At 72.2% G+C, this 21,299-nt stretch carries 20 protein-coding genes and 1 riboswitch; of the genes, 6 read left to right on the forward strand and 14 right to left on the reverse strand.

Going from position 1 to position 21,299, the window contains the following annotated elements:
- Positions 1-123: 123 nt before the first annotated feature.
- A complete protein-coding gene (locus ACFQGL_RS28050) occupies positions 124-480 on the forward strand; it encodes a YciI family protein (protein ID WP_377515612.1) in 357 nt (118 codons plus the stop codon).
- A complete protein-coding gene (locus ACFQGL_RS28055; protein WP_377515556.1) occupies positions 477-1,730 on the forward strand; it encodes an RNA polymerase sigma factor in 1,254 nt (417 codons plus the stop codon). The genes ACFQGL_RS28050 and ACFQGL_RS28055 overlap by 4 nt, the downstream gene beginning before the upstream one ends.
- A gap of 86 nt (positions 1,731-1,816) precedes the next feature.
- Here ACFQGL_RS28055 and ACFQGL_RS28060 read toward each other — a convergent pair whose 3' ends face one another.
- The 7 genes from ACFQGL_RS28060 to ACFQGL_RS28090 form a co-directional block, all read right to left on the reverse strand.
- Complete coding sequence (locus ACFQGL_RS28060; protein WP_377515557.1) at positions 1,817-3,352, reverse strand: alpha/beta hydrolase; 1,536 nt, start codon at positions 3,350-3,352, stop codon at positions 1,817-1,819.
- Positions 3,353-3,502: 150 nt separating this feature from the next.
- Entirely contained in the window at positions 3,503-3,772 is a 270-nt protein-coding gene (locus ACFQGL_RS28065; RefSeq protein WP_377515558.1) for a hypothetical protein, read from the reverse strand.
- Entirely contained in the window at positions 3,769-4,116 is a 348-nt protein-coding gene (locus ACFQGL_RS28070; protein WP_377515559.1) for an ArsR/SmtB family transcription factor, read from the reverse strand. Before ACFQGL_RS28070 ends, ACFQGL_RS28065 begins: the two co-directional genes overlap by 4 nt.
- Before the next feature lie 153 nt (positions 4,117-4,269).
- A complete protein-coding gene (locus ACFQGL_RS28075; protein WP_377515560.1) occupies positions 4,270-4,443 on the reverse strand; it encodes a CsbD family protein in 174 nt (57 codons plus the stop codon).
- Between the two features lie 80 nt (positions 4,444-4,523).
- On the reverse strand, positions 4,524-6,788 hold the full coding sequence (locus tag ACFQGL_RS28080) for a heavy metal translocating P-type ATPase (RefSeq protein WP_377515561.1): 2,265 nt from the start codon (positions 6,786-6,788) through the stop codon (positions 4,524-4,526).
- A gap of 12 nt (positions 6,789-6,800) precedes the next feature.
- Entirely contained in the window at positions 6,801-7,778 is a 978-nt protein-coding gene (locus tag ACFQGL_RS28085) for a hypothetical protein (protein ID WP_377515562.1), read from the reverse strand.
- Positions 7,779-7,791: 13 nt separating this feature from the next.
- The gene (locus ACFQGL_RS28090; RefSeq protein WP_377515613.1) at positions 7,792-8,001 is read right to left on the reverse strand and encodes a heavy-metal-associated domain-containing protein; all 210 of its coding nucleotides are present in this window, start codon (positions 7,999-8,001) and stop codon (positions 7,792-7,794) included.
- A 153-nt stretch (positions 8,002-8,154) separates the two neighbouring features.
- Between ACFQGL_RS28090 and ACFQGL_RS28095 the strand changes: the two genes are divergently transcribed.
- Positions 8,155-8,451 carry a metal-sensitive transcriptional regulator gene (locus ACFQGL_RS28095; protein WP_007454936.1) on the forward strand — a complete coding sequence of 99 codons (297 nt, stop codon included), beginning with the start codon at positions 8,155-8,157 and terminating at the stop codon, positions 8,449-8,451.
- A 597-nt stretch (positions 8,452-9,048) separates the two neighbouring features.
- A riboswitch (cyclic di-AMP (ydaO/yuaA leader) is annotated at positions 9,049-9,179 on the forward strand.
- Between the two features lie 4 nt (positions 9,180-9,183).
- A complete protein-coding gene (locus ACFQGL_RS28100; RefSeq protein ID WP_377515563.1) occupies positions 9,184-10,203 on the forward strand; it encodes a coiled-coil domain-containing protein in 1,020 nt (339 codons plus the stop codon).
- Positions 10,204-10,256: 53 nt separating this feature from the next.
- Here the strand turns inward: ACFQGL_RS28100 and ACFQGL_RS28105 are convergent, their stop codons facing one another.
- Positions 10,257-10,976, reverse strand: a complete 720-nt coding sequence (locus tag ACFQGL_RS28105; protein ID WP_377515564.1) for a carbonic anhydrase — start codon at positions 10,974-10,976, stop codon at positions 10,257-10,259.
- A 200-nt stretch (positions 10,977-11,176) separates the two neighbouring features.
- On the opposite strand from ACFQGL_RS28105, the gene ACFQGL_RS28110 reads away from it, so the two are divergent.
- Together ACFQGL_RS28110 and mycP are read left to right on the forward strand one after the other, a co-directional pair.
- Positions 11,177-11,518, forward strand: a complete 342-nt coding sequence (locus ACFQGL_RS28110) for a helix-turn-helix transcriptional regulator (RefSeq protein ID WP_377515566.1) — start codon at positions 11,177-11,179, stop codon at positions 11,516-11,518.
- Positions 11,519-11,567: 49 nt separating this feature from the next.
- A complete protein-coding gene (gene mycP / locus ACFQGL_RS28115) occupies positions 11,568-12,809 on the forward strand; it encodes a type VII secretion-associated serine protease mycosin (RefSeq protein WP_377515567.1) in 1,242 nt (413 codons plus the stop codon).
- A gap of 60 nt (positions 12,810-12,869) precedes the next feature.
- Here the strand turns inward: mycP and ACFQGL_RS28120 are convergent, their stop codons facing one another.
- From ACFQGL_RS28120 to eccCa, 6 genes are all read right to left on the reverse strand, one after another.
- Positions 12,870-14,234 carry a WXG100 family type VII secretion target gene (locus tag ACFQGL_RS28120; RefSeq protein ID WP_377515569.1) on the reverse strand — a complete coding sequence of 455 codons (1,365 nt, stop codon included), beginning with the start codon at positions 14,232-14,234 and terminating at the stop codon, positions 12,870-12,872.
- A 17-nt stretch (positions 14,235-14,251) separates the two neighbouring features.
- Positions 14,252-14,815 carry a WXG100 family type VII secretion target gene (locus ACFQGL_RS28125; RefSeq protein WP_377515570.1) on the reverse strand — a complete coding sequence of 188 codons (564 nt, stop codon included), beginning with the start codon at positions 14,813-14,815 and terminating at the stop codon, positions 14,252-14,254.
- 37 nt (positions 14,816-14,852) lie between these two features.
- Entirely contained in the window at positions 14,853-16,412 is a 1,560-nt protein-coding gene (locus ACFQGL_RS28130) for a S8 family serine peptidase (protein ID WP_377515571.1), read from the reverse strand.
- An 83-nt stretch (positions 16,413-16,495) separates the two neighbouring features.
- Positions 16,496-16,774 carry a WXG100 family type VII secretion target gene (locus ACFQGL_RS28135; protein ID WP_377515574.1) on the reverse strand — a complete coding sequence of 93 codons (279 nt, stop codon included), beginning with the start codon at positions 16,772-16,774 and terminating at the stop codon, positions 16,496-16,498.
- 25 nt (positions 16,775-16,799) lie between these two features.
- Entirely contained in the window at positions 16,800-17,108 is a 309-nt protein-coding gene (locus ACFQGL_RS28140) for a WXG100 family type VII secretion target (protein ID WP_074316322.1), read from the reverse strand.
- A 204-nt stretch (positions 17,109-17,312) separates the two neighbouring features.
- Positions 17,313-21,278 carry a type VII secretion protein EccCa gene (gene eccCa, locus ACFQGL_RS28145; RefSeq protein ID WP_377515575.1) on the reverse strand — a complete coding sequence of 1,322 codons (3,966 nt, stop codon included), beginning with the start codon at positions 21,276-21,278 and terminating at the stop codon, positions 17,313-17,315.
- Positions 21,279-21,299: the final 21 nt, after the last annotated feature.

A 21,299-nucleotide genomic window follows, 5' to 3' on the forward strand; every position in this document is an offset into this window, starting at 1 on the left:
GAGGAATTTCTGCGATTTTCTGTGGGAACGCGGTAGGGAACGGGCGGTCCGCTCCGACCCTCCGGTGAGCCGCGCCCCGATCGGGGGTGCGACCAGGACCCGAGGAGCATCGCCGTGAAGTACATGCTGCTGATCTGGAACCGTCCCGGCTTCACCGAGGAGCTGACCGAGTCGGAGCGCACCGCCCTCTTCGGCGAGGTCGACGAGATCATGAAGGAGCTGACCGAGACCGGCGAACTGGTCGGCGGGCAGGCGCTCGCCAACCCGTCGCAGACCTTGACGGTCCGGCTCGCCGGCGGCCACCCGGAGGTCGTCGACGGGCCGTTCATGGAGAGCAAGGAGCAGTTCGCCGGTTACCTGACCGTCGACTGCGACAGCCCGCAGCGGGCCGCCGAGATCGCCGCGCGCTGGCCGGACGTGCGCTTCGGCGGTGCCATGGAGGTCCGCCCGATCATGGATCAGGCCGGGACGGAGATGTGACCGACGACCGGACGGTCGAGGATCTGCTGCGCACGCTCGCGCCGCAGGTCCTCGGCCTGCTGGTCCGTCGGCACGGCCAGTTCGACCGGTGCGAGGACGCGGTCCAGGAGGCACTGCTCGCCGCCGCCACGCAGTGGCCCGGGCAGGGCGTGCCGGACAACCCCCGCGCCTGGCTGCTCACCGTCGCGACCCGCCGACTCACCGACGAGTGGCGCAGCGAACGCGCCCGCCGGGACCGCGAGGTGGCGGTGGCGCTGCGCGAGCCGGCGTACGCCGGGGTGGCGCCCCCATCGGACGCGGAGCCAGTGGTGCCGGACGCGGACGACACGCTCACCCTGCTGTTCCTCTGCTGCCACCCGGCGCTGGCCCCCTCGGCGCAGGTCGCGCTCACCCTGCGTGCGGTCGGCGGTCTGAGCACCGCCGAGATCGCCCGGGCGCACCTGGTGCCGGAGGCGACGATGAGTCAGCGCATCCGCCGGGCCAAACAGCGGGTCGAGGCCGCCGGCGCCCGGTTCACCATGCCCGCGCCGCGCGAGCGGGACGAGCGGCTGCGGACGGTGCTCCGGGTGCTCTATCTGATCTTCAATGAGGGGTACACCTCGTCCAGCGGTCCCGATCTGCACCGGGCCGACCTGACCGGCGAGGCGATCCGACTGGCCCGCATCCTGCACGGGCTGCTGCCCGAGGACGGCGAGGTGGCCGGGCTGCTCGCGCTGATGCTGCTCACCGACGCGCACCGGGCGGCCCGGGTCGGCCCGGACGGGGAGTTGGTGCCGCTGGCCGAGCAGGACCGCACCCGCTGGGACGGGACAGCCATCGAGGCCGGGATCGCGCTGATCACCGAGGCGTTGACCTGGTCGCCACCCGGCCCGTACCAGCTCCAGGCGGCGATCGCCGCGGTGCACGCCGAGGCGCCGACGGCCGCCGCGACGGACTGGCCGCAGATCGTCGCGCTCTACCGACTGCTCGCCCGGATCGCGCCGAACCCGATGGTCACCCTCAACCAGGCGGTGGCGGTGGCCATGGTGGACGGGCCGCGTGCGGGGCTGACCCTGCTCACGCCGCTGGACGCCGACGAGCGCACCGCCGGGCACCACCGGCTCGCCGCCGTCCGGGGACACCTGCTGGAGCTGGCCGGGGAGCCCGGCCCGGCGCGGGAGGCGTACCTGGCGGCGGCGCGCGGCAGCACCAGCCTGCCCGAGCAGCGTTACCTGGAACTGCGGGCCGCCCGGCTGGGCGTACCGCGATGATGGTCAGCCGGCGGCCCGGTCGCCGCGCGGACCTTGCCAGGCGGCGACCGGGTGCGGCGCTCGGGCTTCGGGTGCCCGGCCGCCGGTCAGCTCGGTAGTTCGACGGCCGGGCAACTGGTGCCGCGACGGGGCACCACCAGGTTGGTCAGGTAGCTGTCCACCGCCGTGGTCACGCACGGCGTCGTGGTGTAGCTGCCGTGCCCCCACCCCTGGTAGGTGAGCAGCACGCCGTGCTCGCCCAACTGCCGCGCCACGTTGGTGGCCCAGTTGTAACCGCTCGCCGGGTCGTGCACGGTGGCGGCGATCAGCAGCGGCACGTCGGTGCGGACCCGCAACCGGTGCTGCGGGTTGGCGACCGGCTGCGGGGTGCCCAGGCAGGTCGCGAGGGCGAACACCGCCGTCGGGTACCGCAGGTCGGGCGCGAGCCGGGCCATCCGGCTCAGGTGCCCGGCGTACTCCCGGTAGTCGCGGACGGGAAGGCTCCAGTCCTGGCAGAAGACCGCGAAGGGGTACGGCGCCACGGCGTCGCCCGTCGACGCGGCGACCGGCTTGGCGTCGCCCGTCGACGCGGCGACCGGCTTGGCGTCGCCCGTCGACGCGGCGACCGGCTTCCCGACGCTCGGTACGGCCGCCTGGGCGTCCATCTTGCCGATCCAGTCGGCCAGCCACGGCCACCGTACGGTGTCGTAGAGATACCGATGGCTGAGCCGGCTGAGCTCGAACGGGGTCAGCACGACCCCGGGCCGATCCGGGTCGGTCAGCACGCCACGCTCGGCTCGGGCACGCGCCTCTTCCCAGATCGCCCGGAAGTCCCGCCCGTGCAGGGAGCAGGCGGTGGACCGGTCGCACCAGGCGACGAACTCGTCGAACGAGTCCTCCGAGGTGACGGCCTGGGTGTCCAGGAGCGCTCGGGTGCCTAGGCTGTGGTCGACCGCGGCCTCCAGCACCATGGCCCGGACCCGGTGTGGGAACAGCTCGGCGTACTGCTCGCCGAGCAGGGTGCCGTACGAGCTGCCGTGGAAGGTGAGCTGCCGCTCGCCGAGCGCGGCGCGGATAGCGTCCAGGTCCCGGGCCGCGCTGATGGTGTCCACGTGGTCGTAGAGCGGCCCGGTACGGGCCCGGCAGTCGGCCCGCAGCAGCACGTTGCCGGCCAGCGTGGCATCGAACTGGGCCTGGTCGGCCAGCAACTGCGGTTGCTGGGCGAGCAGCTCCCGCGAGCAGACCACCGGGTGACTGCCGCCGATGCCGCGCGGGTCGAAGCTGACGATGTCGAACCGGCGGCGCAGGTCGGCGCTGAACCGGGAACTGCCGTTCACGATCCGGTCGACCCCGCTGTCGCCCGGCCCGCCGGGGCCGAACACCATCGAACCCTTGCGGGCTGCCGGATCGGTGGCGACCCGGCGGGCGAGCGCCAGGTCGAAGCGCTCCCCCTCGGGCCGATCCCAGTCGACCGGCAGCGACAGGGTGCCGCACTCGGCGGTGGCGTCCTTGGGGCAGGGCCGCCAGTCGATGGTCGGGCTCGGCTGTGGTCGTGCGGCGGCCGGGCTCGCCGGTGTCAGGCCGGTGGCCGTGAGGGCCAGGGCGACCGCCCAGCCGGCAGTGGATTTGCGTACGCGCAGCATGAGGTGCTGTCCTCTCCTCGAAGGAGCGTTACCGGTGAAACTCGCCCACTGGGCGAGGTGATGCTGCTTCCACCCGGGCCGTCGAGTGGCCGCTCGACGGCCCGGGGTCTCTGGTCGACCTTCAGTCGACGTCGAGTTTCGGGTCGAACGTCAGTCGACCTCGCGCAGGACGCGTTCGAGCGTGCCCATCCGGGTCTCCATCCCGGCGAGCCGGCCGTCCAGCGCCGCCAGCAGGCGGGCGTTCTCCGCCTGGGCCTGCGCGGCGGTCTCGGCAAGCCGGCGGTAGTCGTCCGAGCGGGCTCCGTCGAACCGGGCCCGCCGGGTCTTGGCGAGCTGCACCATGGTCACCGTGAAGACGCTGATGAGCAGGGCGAAGATGCCGATCGCTCCGACCACCTCGGTCCAGTCGTGGTCGCTCATCGCGTCGCTCCGGGCCGCTCGGTCGGGTCGGACGCGGTCAGCGTCTCGACCGCGGTCGCGATGACCTCGGGGGTGAGTGTGAGCACGAAGGGCTCCACCTCGTAGTAGTTCATGGCCTTTCCGTCCTCCGACAATTCCAGGCGGGCGGTGACCAGCCCGGCCGCCGCCAGCTTCCGTAGGTGGACCTGCAACAGCGCCCGGCTGATGCCCAGTTGCCGGGCCAGCCCGCTGACGTACGCGCGCTCCCGGGCCAGCGCGGCGACGACCCGCAAGCGGTGCGGGTTGGACAGGGTGGCCAGCACCCGGACCAGGTCGTCGCCGGTCGGCGGCGGTGCGGCGCTCATAACCAGCCCTTGCACATGCCAATAGAAGTTAGCAGGTGTGGCCGAGCGGCGCTGGGGTCGGAGACGGAATCAGGGGAATCTCAGGGTCGTCGGACAGACAGCACGCCGGGCCGGTGATCGATCACCGGCCCGGCGTGCGGAGTACGTCGTACGTCAGCTCTTGAAGGCGTCCTTGATCTTCTCGCCGGCCTGCTTGAGCTTGGCCACGGACTGGTCAGTACGGCCCTCAGCCTCGAGCTGCTCGTTGTCGGTGGCCCGACCGGCGCCTTCCTTGAGCTTGCCGGCCGCGTCCTCGGTGGCGTTGTTGATCTTGTCGTCGATACCCATTGCCAACCTCCATTGCGAGCGTTGCTACGCCCTCAGCAGTACCCCCGCCGCCGCCGGCCCAACCATTTCGGGTCGAGACGTCACGACCCGGCGGCACCGCCGCCCGAGCGGAACCGACGCAGGCGCAGGCTGTTGGCCACCACGAAGACCGAGGAGAAGGCCATCGTGGCACCGGCGATCATCGGGTTGAGCAGCCCGGCGGCTGCCAGCGGCAGGGCCGCCACGTTGTAGCCGAACGCCCAGAACAGGTTGCCCCGGATGATGCCGAGCGTGCGTCGGGACAGTCGGATGGCGTCCACCGCCGCGTCCAGGTCGCCCCGGACCAGGGTGAGGTCGGACGCCTCGATCGCCACGTCGGTGCCGGTGCCCATGGCCAGGCCCAGATCGGCCTGGGCCAGCGCCGGGGCGTCGTTGACCCCGTCGCCGACCATCGCCACCGACCGTCCCTCGGCCTGGAGTCGTCGGATCACGTCGACCTTGCCGGCCGGCAGCACCTCGGCGATCACCTCGTCCACGCCCACCTCGGCCGCGACCGCCCGGGCCACCGTGACGTTGTCCCCGGTCAACAGGACCGGAGTGAGCCCCAGTGCGCGCAGTCGGGCGACCGCCGCCCGGCTGGTGGGCCGTACCACGTCGGCGACCGCGAGCACGCCGCGAGCACGCCCGTCCCAGCCGGCGACGATCGCCGTCCGGCCGGCAGCCTGCGCGTCGGTCACCGCGCGCTGCACCTCCGGCGGTACGTCGAGGCCACGCTCGACCAGCAGCCGAGGCCGGCCGACCAGCAGCGACCGCCCCTCGACCGTGCCGGTCACGCCCAGCCCCTCGGCATTGGCGAACCCGGTCACCGAAGGCAGCGCCCCGGCCTCGGCGGCACCGGCGGCGACCGCGCGGGCGACCGGATGCTCGGAGCCGGCCTCCACCGCCCCGGCGAGCCGGAGCAGTTCCGCGCGATCCTCCCCGACGGCCGGCAGCACATCCACCAGGGTCATCCGGCCGGTCGTCACGGTGCCGGTCTTGTCCAGCACCACGGTGTCCACCCGCCGGGTCGACTCCAGCACCTCCGGTCCCTTGATCAGCACACCGAGCTGTGCGCCTCGACCGGTGCCGACCAGCAGCGCGGTCGGCGTGGCCAGGCCGAGCGCGCACGGGCACGCGATGATCAGCACGGCCACCGCCGCGGTGAACGCGGCGGGCGGCCCGGCGCCGGCGCCGAGCCACCAGCCGAGGGTGCCCACCGCCAACGTGATGACGATCGGCACGAAGACCCCGGAGATCCGATCCGCCAGCCGCTGCACCGCGGCCTTACCGCTCTGCGCCTGCTCGACCAGCTCGGCCATCCGGGCGAGCTGGGTGTCCGCGCCGACCCGGGTGGCGGTGACGACCAGCCGGCCGCCCGCGTTGACCGTCGCGCCGACCACGCCGTCGCCGGGGCCCACCTCGACCGGCACCGACTCCCCGGTGAGCATGCTGGCGTCGACGGCCGAGGTGCCCTCGTCGACCACTCCGTCGGTGGCGATCTTCTCGCCGGGGCGGACCAGGAACCGGTCACCGACCACGAGCCGGTCCGCCGGGATGCGGGTCTCCACCCCGTCGCGCAGCACCGTCACGTCCTTGGCACCGAGTTCGAGCAGTGCGCGCAGGGCGGCACCGGCGGTCCGCTTCGAGCGGGCCTCGAAGTAGCGACCGGCCAGGATGAACACCGTCACCCCGGCGGCGGCCTCCAGATAGATGTTGCCGGCCCCGTCGGTGCGGGTGATGTCGAAGCGGAACGGATGCGTCATGCCGGGCAGGCCGGCGTCGCCGAGGAAGAGCGCCCAGAGCGACCAGCCGAACGCGGCCAGGGTGCCGAGCGACACGAGAGTGTCCATGGTCGCGGCACCGTGCCGCAGGTTGGTCCAGGCCGCCCGGTGGAACGGCAGCCCACCCCAGACCACCACCGGGGCGGCCAGGGTCAACGACAGCCACTGCCAGTAGTCGAACTGCCAGGCCGGCACCATGGCCAGCAGGACCACCGGCACGCTGAGGACCACCGAGACCCAGAGCCGGGTACGCGGGCCACGCAGCGCGTCCACCGGCTGCTCGGCGGGATCGGCGGCGGACGGTGAGGGCGGCAGCGCGGCCGTGTAGCCGGTCTTCTGCACGGTGTCGATGAGGTCGTCCGGCGTGACGCCGTCCGCGTACCGGACGGTGGCCTTCTCGGTGGCGTAGTTGACGGTCGCGCTGACCCCGTCCATCCGGTTCAGCTTCTTCTCGACGCGGGCGGCACAGGCGGCGCAGGTCATCCCGCCGATCGCCAGCTCGATGCGGTTCGGTGCCTCCGGCAGCGGTCTGCTGGTGGTGGTCATCGTCTCGTCCCGTCAGTCGTGCCCGTGCCCGGGAGTGCCGTGGTCGGCGCCGCCGGTCGGTACGGGTGCGCTCGGCGTGGTGCCGCCGCCGGGCGTCGGGGCCGTGGTCGCCGGGGTGCCGGCGACCACGGTGAACTCGGCGGTGTGCACCGACCCGCCGTGCCGGAAGTCCAGGTAGAGCCGGTAGCTGCCGGCCGAGGGCACCTCGGCGAAGAAGGTGACGGCGGGGCCGGATGGCGTCCGCCCGTCGCCCGGCGTCCCGTCCGGGTGCACGTGCAGGTACGCGAGGTCGCCCCGACGCAGCGCCACCAGGTGGCCGTACGCGCCCAGGTAGGGCTCCAGGTCGGTGACCGGCTGCCCGTCGCGGCTGACGGTCAGGGTGAGCGACGAGGTCTGGCCGGGCTGCGGTGCGCCCGCCAGGGTGACCGTGTAGCCGTCGACGGTGGCGCTGGTGGCCGGTGCGGGCAACGGCCGCTCGGTCAGCGTTCCGGGGACGGTCACGTCCACGCCGAGGGTCAGCGGCTCGGCCCCGGTCGGTGTGAAGTCGGCGAACGCCCGCCACTGCCCGGGCCCGGCCAACGGGGTGGCGACCCGCCAGGTGCCGTCCGGGCCCAGCTCCGGATGCACGTGGCGGAAGCCGGAGAGATCCCGTCGGGCGACGATGAGGTGCATCCGCTTGTCGTGCGCCACGTCGTACCGGGTCACCGGCCGGCCGTCCGGGCCGCCGATCCGGAAGGCAAACTCGCCGGCCAGAGTGGCGACCGGTTCGAGGGTGTAGCCGCGGTCGGAGACCAGCAGACCACCCGGGAGCCGATCGGCCGCCTCGTCGTGCTCGCCCTGGCCGGCTGGGCCCGCCGCATGGGTGCCGCCGTCGTGCCGACTCTCGGCGACCGGGGTGGCGGCATCGGTGACTCGACCGATCCCGTACGCCGCGCCGAAGACCGCCGCGAGACCGAGTGCGAACCCGCCCAGTCTGGTCGCCGTGTTCATGTCGGCCCCCTCGTCAGCCGTCGACGAGGTCGTAGCCGGCCTCGTCGACGGCCGCCCGGACGGACTCCACGTCCAGCGGCTGGTCGCTGCCGACGGTGACCCGACCGGTGGCCAGGTCCACCTGCACGTCTCGGACACCCGCGATGGCACTCACCTCGGCGCTGACCGCGCTGACGCAGTGCCCGCAGGTCATGCCCTGCACCTGGTACGTCGTGTTGACCATCGGAGCGTCTCCCTCCATCGCCTCCGAAGCCTATACCCCCCAGGGGTAAGGAGAAGGCGGATCCCTGCGCTGACCTGTTACCGGTACCCGGTGGGGGTATCTGACAAGAAAGGACCGTACCATACCCCCCAGGGGTACGCTATCCTGGTCCGCATGACCGCACCCACCCCGATCCGCGGGTACACCGCCAGCAAGGACCAGCTGCTCGCGCGGCTCCGTCGTGTGGAGGGGCAGGTCCGGGGCATCGAGAAGATGGTCGACGAGGACCGCTACTGCATCGACGTGCTCACCCAGATCTCCGCGATCCAGGCCGCCCTGGACAAGGTGGCGTTGGGCCTGCTCGACGGGCACGCCCGGCACTGCATGCACGAGGGAGCGGCCGAGGGTCGGGCCGACGAGATGGCCACCGAGATGATGGCGGCGGTCGGTCGGCTGATGAAGCGCGGCTGACCGCCCGCCCGTCCGCCGCCGCGTCGGCGGCCCGCCTATCCGACACTCCGCCACGCCCTGCAACCACCGGTCCGGCTGGTTAGCATTTGCGACGATGGCCCTCCGGACCCCGCTCCGCCTGCGCAGTGGACACCGGCGCCGCCGCAGCGCGGCGTCGACTCCGGCCGACCGGGCCGGACGCTCACCGTCCGTAGCCGCGGGGTCGCCATCCAGCGAACCAACTCTCCCGTACCCGCACGTTCCCGCAGCGGCGGTGAACCGAGCGGCCCGCCGGCACGTATCCCGCACCGGATCGTTGGGAGTCGCGCATCGGGTTCCGACCACACCCGCGCCCGGATCGACCCGACCCGATCCGGGCGCGGACCGCACCCCTAGCCACCGCCACCGACCAGTGGCCAGAGCGGAACAGGAGCACGGAAACGGCATGGTGACACTCCTCAGCGTGACCAGGTGGGGCGTCCGCCCTGAGAACCGCATCACTGGTCACTCAGCGCCATGGCGAAATGACGCTTTTGGTGGGCATCGGGACGTAGCTCAGCCGGTCGACTCTCGGGTAACCTCGCTGCCGGTTACCGAGGAAGGCGCGCAGCGGCGCCTGCGGTGCCACCGCCCAATCGCCAACCGGCGAGCCGGGAACCCAGGTACGTGGGGTGAATCCGCGTCAGCGGTAGGGGCCACTTCCGCCCCGAACCCGTCAGCTAACCCGGTCGGCGGTCGACGGAAGGGAACATTGTGACGGCACCCCTACGCCGCTGGATGACACCCGCGGTGGCCGTGATTGCCGCATTGACCGTGCTCGCCGGCCCCCTCCCGGCACATGCCGCCCCGGCGACGCCCACACCGTCCGGGCACGAGGAGGACGGCGAGCCTCAACTGCTCACCGACGTCATCGAGAAGACCAACCGCGACTATTCCGCGGCGAAGTCCAAGCTGGACAAGTCGAAGGCGCGGCAGGCGGATCTGGCGCGGGAGGTCGACCGGGCCAAGGCCGACCTCGACGCGCTGGCCCCGCAGGTCGGGCAGATCGCCGCCCAGTCGTACCGAACGGGGCGGATCGGCGCCATCGCGATGCTGTTGGAGAGCGACGCCCCCGACTCGTTCGTCCAGCGGGCGGCGACGCTCGACGAGATGAACATGGTCAACGAGAAGAAGCTCGCCGAGGTCAACGCCGTGAAGGCCCGCGCCGAGCAGGCCAAGCTTGCCCTCGATGCGGAGGTCCGCGAGCAGCAGAAGCAGGCCGCACTGATGGCCAAGCAGAAGCGTGACGCGGACAAGGCGCTCGCCCTGGTCGGTGGGAAGGGCTTCACCGGTGGCCTGGTGGCGGCCACCTCACCGGTCGCCCGGATCGGTCCAGGCCGCACCGCCGACGGGGACTGGAAGTCCGAGTCGTGCAGCGCGAAGGACCCCACCACCTCGGGCTGCATCACCCCGCGCACGTTGCACGCCTACAAGGAGGTCAAGCGGGCCGGCTTCAACCGGTTCGTCGGCTGCTACCGCTCCGGCGGTCCGTGGGAGCACCCGAAGGGCCGCGCCTGCGACTGGTCGCTGCAGAAGAGCGGCTTCGCCCCGTGGCACAACGAGGACACCCGGACGTACGGCAACAACGTCGCCGCGTTCCTGATCCGCAACGCCGACCGGCTCGGCATCTACTACGTGATCTGGAACCGGCAGATCTGGTTCCCGGCGACCGGCTGGAAGTCGTACAGCGGGCCGTCGAACCACACCGACCACGTACACATGTCGCTGCTCTGACCCGCACACGCGTCGAGGGCCGTCCCGCACCGTGCGGGGCGGCCCTCGTCGCGTCAGGCCGCGGCGGGCGCGGCCGGGTCGGCGGGTACGTCGAGCGTCGCGGCACCGGCCGGCACGGAGGCCACCGGACGCACCACTCCGGCGGCGAGCCGGTAGGACACCCCGACAACCGCGCACCGCCCCTGCGCCACCTCGGCAGCCAACACCGGCGACTGGTCGAGCAGCGTCTCGACGGTCTGTGCGATGTGGATGTCGACGATGCCGTCGATGTCGTCCACCCCCTCGGAGGCGGCCCGGCGCAGGCTGGGCAGCACGGCGTCGACGACCGCGCGCAGGTGCCCCCGGGGAGCGGTGCCGGTGGTGGCCGCCTCCCGGGCTGCCTGCACCGCACCGCACGAGTCGTGCCCGAGCACCACCACCAGGGGCGTACCGAGCACCGTCACCGCGTACTCCACGCTGCCCAGCACCTCCGGGCCGACAATGTGCCCGGCGGTGCGGACCACGAACAGGTCACCCAGCCCCCGGTCAAAGATGATCTCGGCGGCCAGCCGGGAGTCGGAGCATCCGACGATCACCGCGAACGGGTGCTGCCCATCGGCCACCGCCGCCCGATGCTCGGCGTCCTGGTTCGGGTGGCGCGGGGCACCGCTGACGAACCGCTGGTTACCGGCGGCCAGCTCCGCGTACGCCCGCGCCGGGTCGGTGGGCGTCGACTCCGGGCCGGCGCCTCGCTGCGGCCCCGGCTGCCCGCCGGGCGTGACGGGACGATTCATCCCCGTACCTCGTCTCCACGCATTTGGCCTGCTCAACGGGCCGTTAACCGAGCCTGCGGTGTGCGTTGGCCCGGGCTCCACCGTCACATGCACCGCAACATGCGTCAAGATATGCGTGATATAGATTTCATACGTTGGTCCGGGCCGGCCCCTCCGGCGACGGTCCGGGCAGAGCGGGAAAGCGGAGAGGCGGTCCCACATTGGCGAGCACGGCGACGGCGGCAGGCGACACCGGTGGCGGCCGGAACTGGACGTTCCTCACCAACCACGGCCACGTTCTGCTGGCCATCGCACGCGACCCCACCGCGCGGCTGCGTGACGTCGCGGCCGAGGTCGGCGTGACCGAGCGGGCCGCGCAGGCGATCGTGGCCGACCTGGAGGCGGGCGGCTACCTGCACCGCACCCGGGTCGGCCGGCGCAACGAGTACACGCTCAACCCGGCCGGTCGGTTCCGGCATCCCGCGGAGGCCGACCGTCAGGTCGGCGACCTGCTCGCGCTCTTCGCCGAGTCACCCGCCGCCGGGGCGGCCCGCCGGTCCTGACCGCCATCGCCGGGCGCTGCCCGACGGGACACAGCGGTAATCTCTGTGGGTGCGCGAATGCCTGCCGTTGAGCGCGACCGACCCGTCCCGCCGTGCCGTCCGTGCCGTTCGGGCCGTCCTCAGTGGAACGCTGGCGGCCCTGCTCGGCACCGCCCTGGTGTTCCCCTCCCCGGCAGCCGCAGCAGCACCCACCTGCGGCCCGGGCGGCGAGGACACCCTGCCAGAGATGCCGTGGGCACTGCGCCGGCTCGAACCGTCCTCGGCGTGGCCGCTGTCCCGAGGCGGCGGGGTGACGGTGGCCGTGATCGACTCCGGGGTCTCCGCCACTCATCCGCTGCTCAAGGGGCAGGTCCTGGAAGGCGCCGACTTCAACGGCCTGGCTGACAACAAGGGCCAGTGCGACGAGGCCGGGCACGGCACGCTGGTCGCCGGCATCATCGCCGCGCGCGATACCGACGGCGCACCGTTCAGCGGCATCGCACCGGCCGCCCGCATCCTGCCCATCCGGGTGCTGCCGACCACCGAGGGCACCAACGACACGAAACTGCCGGCGGAGATCGCCGAGGCCATCGAGTACGCGGTGGACAAGGGCGCCGACGTGATCAATCTGTCCCTGGTGACGCTGCCCCACCCCGCACTTGAGGCAGCCGTGAACCGCGCGCTCGCCGAGCGGGTGGTCGTGGTGGCCGCCGCCGGCAACCAGACCGCCCGCAACAGGAGCCAGCCGGCCTACCCGGCCTCGTACCCCGGGGTGATCGCCGTCGCCGGCGTGGACGAGCAGGGCGGCCACGTCGACACCTCGGTCAGTGGCGCGTACGTCGACATCGCCGCGCCCGGGCTGAACATCGTCGGCCCGGCACCGCGAGGCTCGGGCTACCGGGCCGAGCCCACGGGCGGCACCAGCTTCGCCGCCGCGTACGTCTCGGGAGCGGCCGCGCTGGTCCGGGCCGCCTACCCGAACCTCAGTCCACAGGAGGTCGCCGACCGGCTGGAACGGACGGCGGACAACCCGCCCGACGGGCACAACACGGAGGTCGGGTACGGCGTCGTCAACCCGTACCGGGCGGTGTCGAGCCTGCTGGGCAGCCGGACCAACCCGGCCGCTGGCGCGCTCCCGGTGCCCGAACGGCAGGACGACCCGCTGGCCTGGCAGCGCACCGCCGCGGTCTGGGCGGCGGCGGTCGGCGCCCTGCTCGCCGCGCTCCTGCTGGCCGCCCGGCCGATCCTGGTCCGGGGTCGCCGACGCGGCTGGCGCCCGGGCCGGCGCACCGACTCAGCGGTCACCGGCTGACCGCCACACGCTGACGCCGCCGCTGATGGTGCGTTGCGGCGGCGTCGGCGTACGGGGTTCTCAGCGCAGGATGCCGGCGGTGCCGCCGTCGTCCGCGCCCCAGACGTCCTCGTCCTCCTCCAGCCAGGTGTTGCGGGGAGCGTCCTCCTCGCCGTAGCCGGCACCGCCACCGGCGCCCAGTGCACCGGCGCCTCGGGCACCCGCGCCCCGGGCACCGGCTCCGGCACCGCCCGCGCCGCGAGCCGCGCCGCCCCGGCCGGCGCCAGCGCCGGGGGCGCCACCCATGCCGGGTGCCATGCCGCCCGCGCCCAGCTTGCCGCCCGCGCCGAGCCGGCCACCGCCGCCCCGGCCGCCACCACCGCGACCTGCGCCCGCCGCGCCGCCGCCCATCATCGGACCCATGTTCGGGGAGACCGGCCGCCCGAGTGCACCGCCGCCCGCGAGCATTCCGGTACCGGCACCGCCGCCGGCGCTGCCCAGACCGCCGCCGCTACCGAGCCCACCGGCGCCGCCCAGACCGGACGAACCCAGGCCACCGCCTCCGAAGCCGGAACCGAGGCCGGGCGCGCCGCCACCGCCGGCACCTGCCAGGCCGCTGCTGAACTCCTCGTCGTCCAGACCACCGGTGCCCGGGAAACTGCCACCGCCCGGAGTGCTGCCGCCGCCGCCTGGGTCGTACCCACCCGAGAGGTCGGGGTGCGTACTGGAGCCGTCGGGCAACTTGCCGGTGTCCGAGATGGCGCTGGCGTCGATCGTGGGCTTCCCGCCCATGTCACCGATGGACGGCTTCCCGCCGATGTCCGGCACACTGCCGATCTTGCCCTTGCTGCCGCCACCGTCGTCCAGCTTCGGGATCGTCGTCTTCGGCGACTGGTCCCCGAGGGTGGTGGCATCGCCCGGGGTGCCCGGCGCGATGTTCTGGTAGTCGCCGCTGACCCGTTGGTATACGCCCGCAGCTTCCTCGGACCGATCGTTGATCCAGTCGGCGATCGCGCTCACCGGGTCGAGCCAGCCGAGGAAGTCCGGCCCCACCTTCGCCTCGAAGAAGCCGACGCTGAGGGTCAGCTTGGCATTGCGGGCTTCCCACACGTCGTTGACGCAGGTCGCCGGGATCGGGAAATCCCGCTGGGCGGCGGTGAGTTTGTCGGCCGCGCTCTTGAGCGACTGGACGATGCCGGTGCCCTTCTCGGCGTCCGCCACGATGTTTCCGGTGTCCTTGGCGATCTGCTCGACGTGACCCTTGAACGCCTCGTACGCCGGGCCCTTCCAGGTCGTGCCCAGATCCTTGATGTTGGTGTCGAGACTCTGCTTGACGCTGTTGAGGTTCTTGATCAGCTGTTCCCAGCCGAGGGCGGCGCTCTCCACGTCACCCGGCCGGCCGTCGATGACGACCTTCTGGCACATCTCTTCCCAGCTCAGGCCCATCTGCCGTCCTCCCCGTTCTAGCGACCGTCGCCGTTGCCGGCCACGTCGCCGAAGACCTGCTGCATGTCCGCGGCGGACATCCTGTTCTTTTCTTCCGCCGTCTCGTAGTTCTGCTTGACCTGGCGCAACGCCTCCGCCGCGTCGTACAGGCTCTGGGACAGCTTGCGGACGCCGGACTCGGTGCCCTGGTAGAGCCCCTGGTGCTTGGCCGCCAACCGGCCGGCCCAGTCGAATCCGCCGAGCGGGCTCGGCTGGCCGCCCGCACCGCCCGCGGCCCCGGCGGCCGCGCCGCCCATCAGGTCCTGGATGTCCACCATGTCGTAGGAGAGCTTGTTCAGGTAGCCGGCGTGGGTCTCCAGCCAGTTGATGGCCGAGTCCAGGCTGGTCGCGTCCCACTCGGTCTTGACGCCAGCCTCGCCCGGTGCGGTGACCAGGCCCTTCGGCGTCGCCGCGTGGTTGACGTTGTCGACCTCGAAGCCGGTCACGGCCAGGCCCGATGTCGGCATCCCGCCCACGGGGACCGGGATGTACAGGTCGTCGTTCTTGTACCGCTCCGGTTGCGTGGTCCTGTCGTCCGTCATCGGTCCCCTCCCCGAAACCTTGACTGGTGGTCTGCGCTCACTGCTGCTGTGGGCCGGGTGGCGGCGGGCCGTAGCCCGGGCCGCCGCCCGGCCAGCCGGAGCCGCCCGGTGGCGGCGCTGGCGCGGGTTGAGCCGGCGGGTAACCCTGCGCCGGTTGGGCCGGCGGGTAACCCGGCGCGGGTTGCCCGGCTTGCGGGTGTCCCGGTGGGGCATAGCCCGGCGTCGGATAACCCGGCGGCGGTCCGTATCCCGGTGCGGGTTGACCCGGCGGCGGTCCGTACCCCGGAGCGGCCTGCTGCGGTGGGGCGTGCCCTGCCTGCGTCGGCCAACCCGCCGGGGCGGCGGGCCAGCCGGGTTGCGGCGGACCCCCGGGGCCGGTGACGGCCGCCGGCGCACGCCGCTTGCGACGCCGCAGCACCACCAGCAGGATGATCAGCCCGATGATCGGCACGGCCAGGCAGAGCCCCACCTGGACGATGGCCCCGACCTTGTTGGTGACCCCGAACTCGACCGCCGGATCGTCGTCGTCGCCGGGCCGGGCGGCACTACCGCCGGGCCGCGTCGGGTCGGCCGCCGTGCCCTGTAGTAGCGGGTTGGCGGTCACCGCCGGCACCGAGCGGGTCAGGGCAGCGAGCGGGTCGACGGCGCCGAAGCCGAACTGAGGGTCGCGACCGGCCGGCCCGGCGTCGCGGGCCGTCTTGACCAGCCGGTTGATGACGTTGGCCGCGTCGAGGTCCGGATACTTGGCCCGGACCAGTGCCGCCACGCCCGAGATGATGGCAGCCGCCGAGCTGGTGCCGCTGGAAACCGTGTAGCCGTTCGGCGAGGCGTTCTTCGGCGCCGGCGCGATGATCTCTTCCATCGGCGAGGCGAGCACGACCTCGGGGCCCTGCACCGAGCCGCGGAAGAAGCCACCGCGCTTGTCCAACCCCGAGACGGCGATCACGCCGGGGATGTTGGCCGGGAGGGTCACCTGCCGGTCGCCCTCCTCGATGTTGCCCGCCGAGACGACCACCACCGCGTCCTTGCCCAACGCGTAGTGGACCGCGTCCGTCAGGTCCGGGTCGGGTCGGGCCGGATCGCCGCCGTAGGAGATGTTGATGACGTCCGCGCCCGCGTCCGCCGCCCAGCGGATGGCGAGGACCATGTCGGTGATGACCGCACGTGGCCCCAGGGAGACCGGAAGGATCTTCGCGGCCGGCGCGATGCCCAGCTCCTTCATGGTGCCGCCGCCCCGGCCGGCGATGATGCCGGCCATCGCGGTGCCGTGGCCCTTCTTTTCCGCGTCGTCGTCGCGCCGCCCGTCCGCGGCGGCCTCGGCGTTGACCCCGTGCCCGGCCAGCACCTGACCGCGCAGGTCAGGGTGGGACGGATCCACTCCGGAGTCGACGACGGCGACGACCACGCCCTTACCCTGCGTGATCTTATGGACCTGTGAGATCTTCAGCGTGTCGAGATACCACTGAAGGCCACGGACCGTGTCGGCGGCCTGGGCCGGTGCCGGTGCGACGGTCACGGCGGGTGCCAGTGCGGCGCACAGCGCCAGAGCTGCGGCAGCCGTCACCCGTGCCGGTCGAATGAGATTCCCCGTACGCATCGCTCTCCCAGTACCTGTGCCGACGCCAACGCAATGCGGCTCCGGTCCGGTCGAACCGGACCGGAGCCGCACCGGTGATTGTCTCAGCCCCACACCTTGGAATTGCTCATCTCGGTGGAGACGTAGTTCTCGCGGGCGATGCCGACGGCACCACCGATCTCGTTCAGGACACGGTTGATGTCCCGGACCGAGGTGTCCCACTTGGCCTGGTGCTGCTCGTAGGCCTGCCGGTCCTGGCCGTCCCACTCGAGCTTGGACAGCATCGACCGCAGCGTGTCGAGCTTCTCGTCGATGGTCTTCGAGATGGCCTGCATTTGCTGGTTGCTGCTCTCGAGGACCGCGTAGTCAACCTTGATCGTCACGACTTCCTCCTCTGCTGACTGCGGATCACGGGTTGAGAGCAGAGTGGAACTTGTCCAGCATCTGCTGCTGCTCTTCGTCGTTGACCTGGTGCGTCGTTCCCGACTTGTCGAGCAGGTCAGCGATGCTGTCCATCGCCGTGAGCAGGTTGACGGTGTCCTCGTTCCACCGCTGCATCAGCGACTGGAACCCAGTGGACGCCTGACCCTTCCACGCCATGGCCAGGTCGTCGACTACGTTCCACAGCTTCTTCAGCTCGCCGTCGACCTCGCTACGCGTGGACCGCACGTCACTCGCGGCGGTATGCAGAGTCGCAGCTTCGACCTCGAACGCCATGCTTCACACCCTTCCGTCATGTTGTGGCGGCGGCTTTGCCGCGCCCCTCCCCCGCGGCAAGGCAGCAACACCCCACCGACGGACACTCCAGTAGAGACCGTAGCCGAACTAGTCCAGCCCGCGCAGCCCTGACCGGTGTCGTTCGATGGATAGTGATGAATCACGTACTGCCGGCACGGTCGTACGACCGTGCCGGCCAGCTCGTCAGGACGGTTCGGCCCAGGCGGTCTGGATGAGCTGCTGCCCGTCACGGCGACGCACCAGGGTGCCCCGCCCCGGCGGCTGCGGGCTCGGCCGCAACGTGCCGAAGACCGCACCCTCCTCCCGGTTGCCGGACATCAACAGACCCGGCGAATCCAGTTCGCGCAGCCGTTGCAGCACGGGCTCATAGAGCGCCCGGGACACGCCGCCCACCCGCCGCGTGATCACCAGGTGCAGGCCGATGTCGCGGGCCTGCGGCAGCAGCTCGTGCAGGGCACTGAGCGGGTTGCTGCCACCAGATGCGACCAGGTCGTAGTCGTCGACCAGGATGTACAGGTCCGGACCCTTCCACCAGCTCCGGTCGCGCAGCTGGGCGGTGGTGACGTCCGGGCCGGGCAGTCGGTTGTTCAGCGCGCTGCGGATCGAGCCGAGCCCCTGCGCGAACGCCTGGTTGGACGGGGCGTAGTCGAGCAGGTGGTCGCCCTCCACCGCGCCCAACAGACCGCGCCGGTAGTCGGCGATCACCAGCCGAGCCTGGGCCGGCGTGTACCGCTCGGTGATGCCCCGGGCGATCAGCCGCAGCAGGTTGGTCTTGCCACACTCGGCGTCGCCGAAGACCGTCAGGTGCGGCTCGTTGGCCAGGTCGAGGTAGACCGGCGCGAGCGCCGACTCGTTGACCCCGATCGGCAGGCCCGGCGCCGACCGGTCGATGATCCGGGCCAGCTCGGCCACCGGGAGCCGACGCGGCAGCAGCCGTACCTTCGGCGCCGGCCGGCCCGGCCAGTTGGCCGCGACATGCCCGGCCAGGGCCACCGATGCCTCGCTCAGGTCCTCGATGTCCCGGCGGCCGTCGATCCGCGAGATGGCGGTGAGGAAGTGCAGCTTGTCGCGGGTCAGGCCCCGACCGGGTGACTTCTCCGGCACGTTGGTCGCCGAACGCCGGTCGATCTCGGATTCGGACGGATCACCGAGGCGCAGCTCCAGCTTGGTGCCGAGCAGATCCCGCATGTTGATCCGGATCTCGGCCCAACGGACCGCCGTGAGCACCACATGCACGCCGAAGCCGAGGCCCCGGTTGGCCAGCGTGGTGATCGTCTGCTCCAGCTCCTCGTAGTCCTGGCGCAGCGTGTTCCAGCCGTCCACCACCAGGAACACGTCACCGAACGGGTCGTCGGCGAACTCCCCGGCGGCCCGGCGACGGCGGTAGCTGGCCACCGAGTCGATGCCGTGCTGGGCGAAGCGGGCCTCCCGCTCGTCCAGGACGGCCACCACCTCGGCCACCGTACGGCGGACCGCCTCGACGTCCCGCCGGCCGGCCACCCCGGCCATGTGCGGCAGCCGTTCCAGGCTACGCAACGCGCCACCGCCGAAGTCCAGGCAGAAGAACTGCACCTCACGCGGGGTGTGGGTGAGCGCCAGCGACGCGAGCAGCGAGCGCAGCATGGTGCTCTTGCCGCTGAGCGACCGACCGACGATGACGACGTTGCCGCCGGCCCCGGCCAGCTCGACCATCATCGGATCACGCCGCTGCTCGTACGGGCGGTCCACCACGCCCACCGGCACGGTGAGTCGCCCCCGGCCCGGCCAGGACGCGGTGCACAGCCCGTACGTCGGGTCGACGGCCAGCGGGCCGAGCAGTTCACCCAGGCCCGGCGGGTCGGCCAGCGGCGGCAGCCACACCTGGTGCGCCGGGCGGCCCTTGTCCTTGAGCTGGTCGATCAGCACGTCGAGCATCGCCACGGCCTTGCCGTCGGCCGGCTGCTCCGGCTCCGGCGCGGTGGCCACCGGCACCTGCGGGGTCTGCGCCGGCATGAACTCGACGCCGTACGGCACGATCCGGCGCTGCACCAGGGCCTGCGACGCGGACGCCTGCTGCCCCGGCGCCCGGTACGCCCCCGACACGTACGCGGCACGGAACCGCAGCATCGTGCTGGTGTCCGTCTTCAGGTAGCCGTGGCCCGGCGCGTTCGGCAGCTCGTACGCGTCCGGCACGCCGAGCACGATGCGGCTCTCCACGGCCGAGAAGGTACGCAGACCGATCCGGTACGACAGGTGGGTGTCCAGACCGCGGAGCTTGCCCTCCTCCAGCCGCTGGGAGGCCAGCAGCAGGTGCACACCGAGCGACCGACCCAGCCGGCCGATCATCACGAACAGGTCGATGAAGTCGGGCTTGGCGGCCAGCAGCTCGCTGAACTCGTCACAGATGATCAGCAGGCTGGGCATCGGCGCCAGTGGTTCACCCGCCGCCCGGGCCTTCTCGTACTCGAAGCGGGAGACGTAGTTGCCGGCGGCGCGCAGCAGCTCCTGCCGACGCACCATCTCGCCGGCGAGGGCATCGCGCATCCGGTCGACCAGCGGCAGCTCGTCGGCCAGGTTGGTGATCACGGCACTGGTGTGCGGCAGCGCCTCCAGTGAGGCGAACGTCGCGCCACCCTTGAAGTCCACCAGGACGAAGTTCAGTTCCTCCGACGAGTGGGTCACCGCCAACGCGGCCACCACCGTACGGAGCAACTCGCTCTTGCCGGACCCGGTCGCACCGATCACCAGGCCGTGCGGGCCCATGCCCTCGTGCGCAGACTCCTTGAAGTCCAGTTCGACGACGTTGCCGTCCGGCCCGACACCGAGCGGGATGCGCAGTCGGTCCCGGTGACCGCGCGGGCGCCAGGTCTGGTGCACGTCCACCGCCGCGGCGTCGCCAACGCCGAGCAGGTCCGGTAGCTCCATGCTGCGGGCCAACGGCTCCTCGCTGCTGGCCTGTTGCTGGGAGAGCCGGTAGGGGGCGACCTGCCGGGCCAACCCTTCGGCGGCCTCGGCGCTGAGCCGGTCCGGGCGACCCAGCCGCGACGACGAACTGCCCCGGATCAGGTCGAGGGTGCTTCCGTCACCCGCGTCGAGGCAGAGCAGCCAGCGGCCGGCGTCGCGCGGGACCGTCCCGGACAGGTCGATCACCGTGCAGCCGAGCAGCCCCGGGCCCACCAGCTGGCAGGTCGGCGAGATCTCGCCACCGTCGATCACCACGACCAGGTGCGGCGCGGTGGTCAGCGGCTTGGCCTCGGGCGCGAACCGTGGTCGCCCGGCCAGCTCGGCGGCGAGCGACTCCTCCGCCTCGGCCAGGCTGGCGAAGACCAGTCGTCGGGCCCCGGCGGCGTCCGTCCGCCCACTGTGGTGGGCGTGTGGCAACCACTTCACCCAGCTCCAGGCGGCCTGCCGGTCGGGCGCGGCGACCACCGCGATGACCATGTCGTCCGGCGCGTGGAAGGTGGCCAGCTGGCCGAGCGCCGACCGGGCCAGGTCGAGCACCGGCTCCCGGTCGCCACGCAGCACCACCCGGCTGAACGCGCGTACCGACAGCGCGGTCGGCAGCTCGGGCACGGTGGAGTGTGCGCGGACGAACCGGCGCAGCGCGATCGCGCTCATCGGCTCCAGGTCCTCGACCGGCTTCGTCTCCGGTGGGACGATCTCCACGGCCAGCCGCTGCGGACCGAGTGCGATCCGGGTCTCGCCGAAGTCGTCCTCGGTGATCCGGCGCTCCCAGAGCCGCCGGGACGCCGCGATCGACCAGAGCGCGTCGGGCTCCGGGTGCCGCCAGGCCATCGCCGCCCGCTGCTGACTCGCCGCGCGCCGGGTGCGCTTGCGCATCTGGGCCAGGTAGCGCATGTAGTCCCGGCGGTCCGCGTTCAACTCAGCCTTGTCGTTGCCGCCGCTGTTGCTCAACGAGCCGATTGCCATGCCGAGCATCGACACACCGAACAAACCTCCGGCGACGTACGTCATCATGCCGCCGCCCTTGCCGGCGTACAGGAAGGCCATCGCGCCCACGCCGCAGAACATCGGCAGGATCATGAGCAGCTGGCCCATCCCGCGCGGTGTCGGCTCGGGCAGCTCAGGCGGCGACTCCAGCAGCACCTCACCGCGCGGCAAAGCCGGCCCCGGCTGACGCGGGAGTCGGCGGAACACCACCGTGCTCACGGCTGTCTCCTCCCCAGAAGC

The organism is Micromonospora vulcania (assembly GCF_042658605.1).
GTDB lineage: Bacteria > Actinomycetota > Actinomycetes > Mycobacteriales > Micromonosporaceae > Micromonospora > Micromonospora vulcania.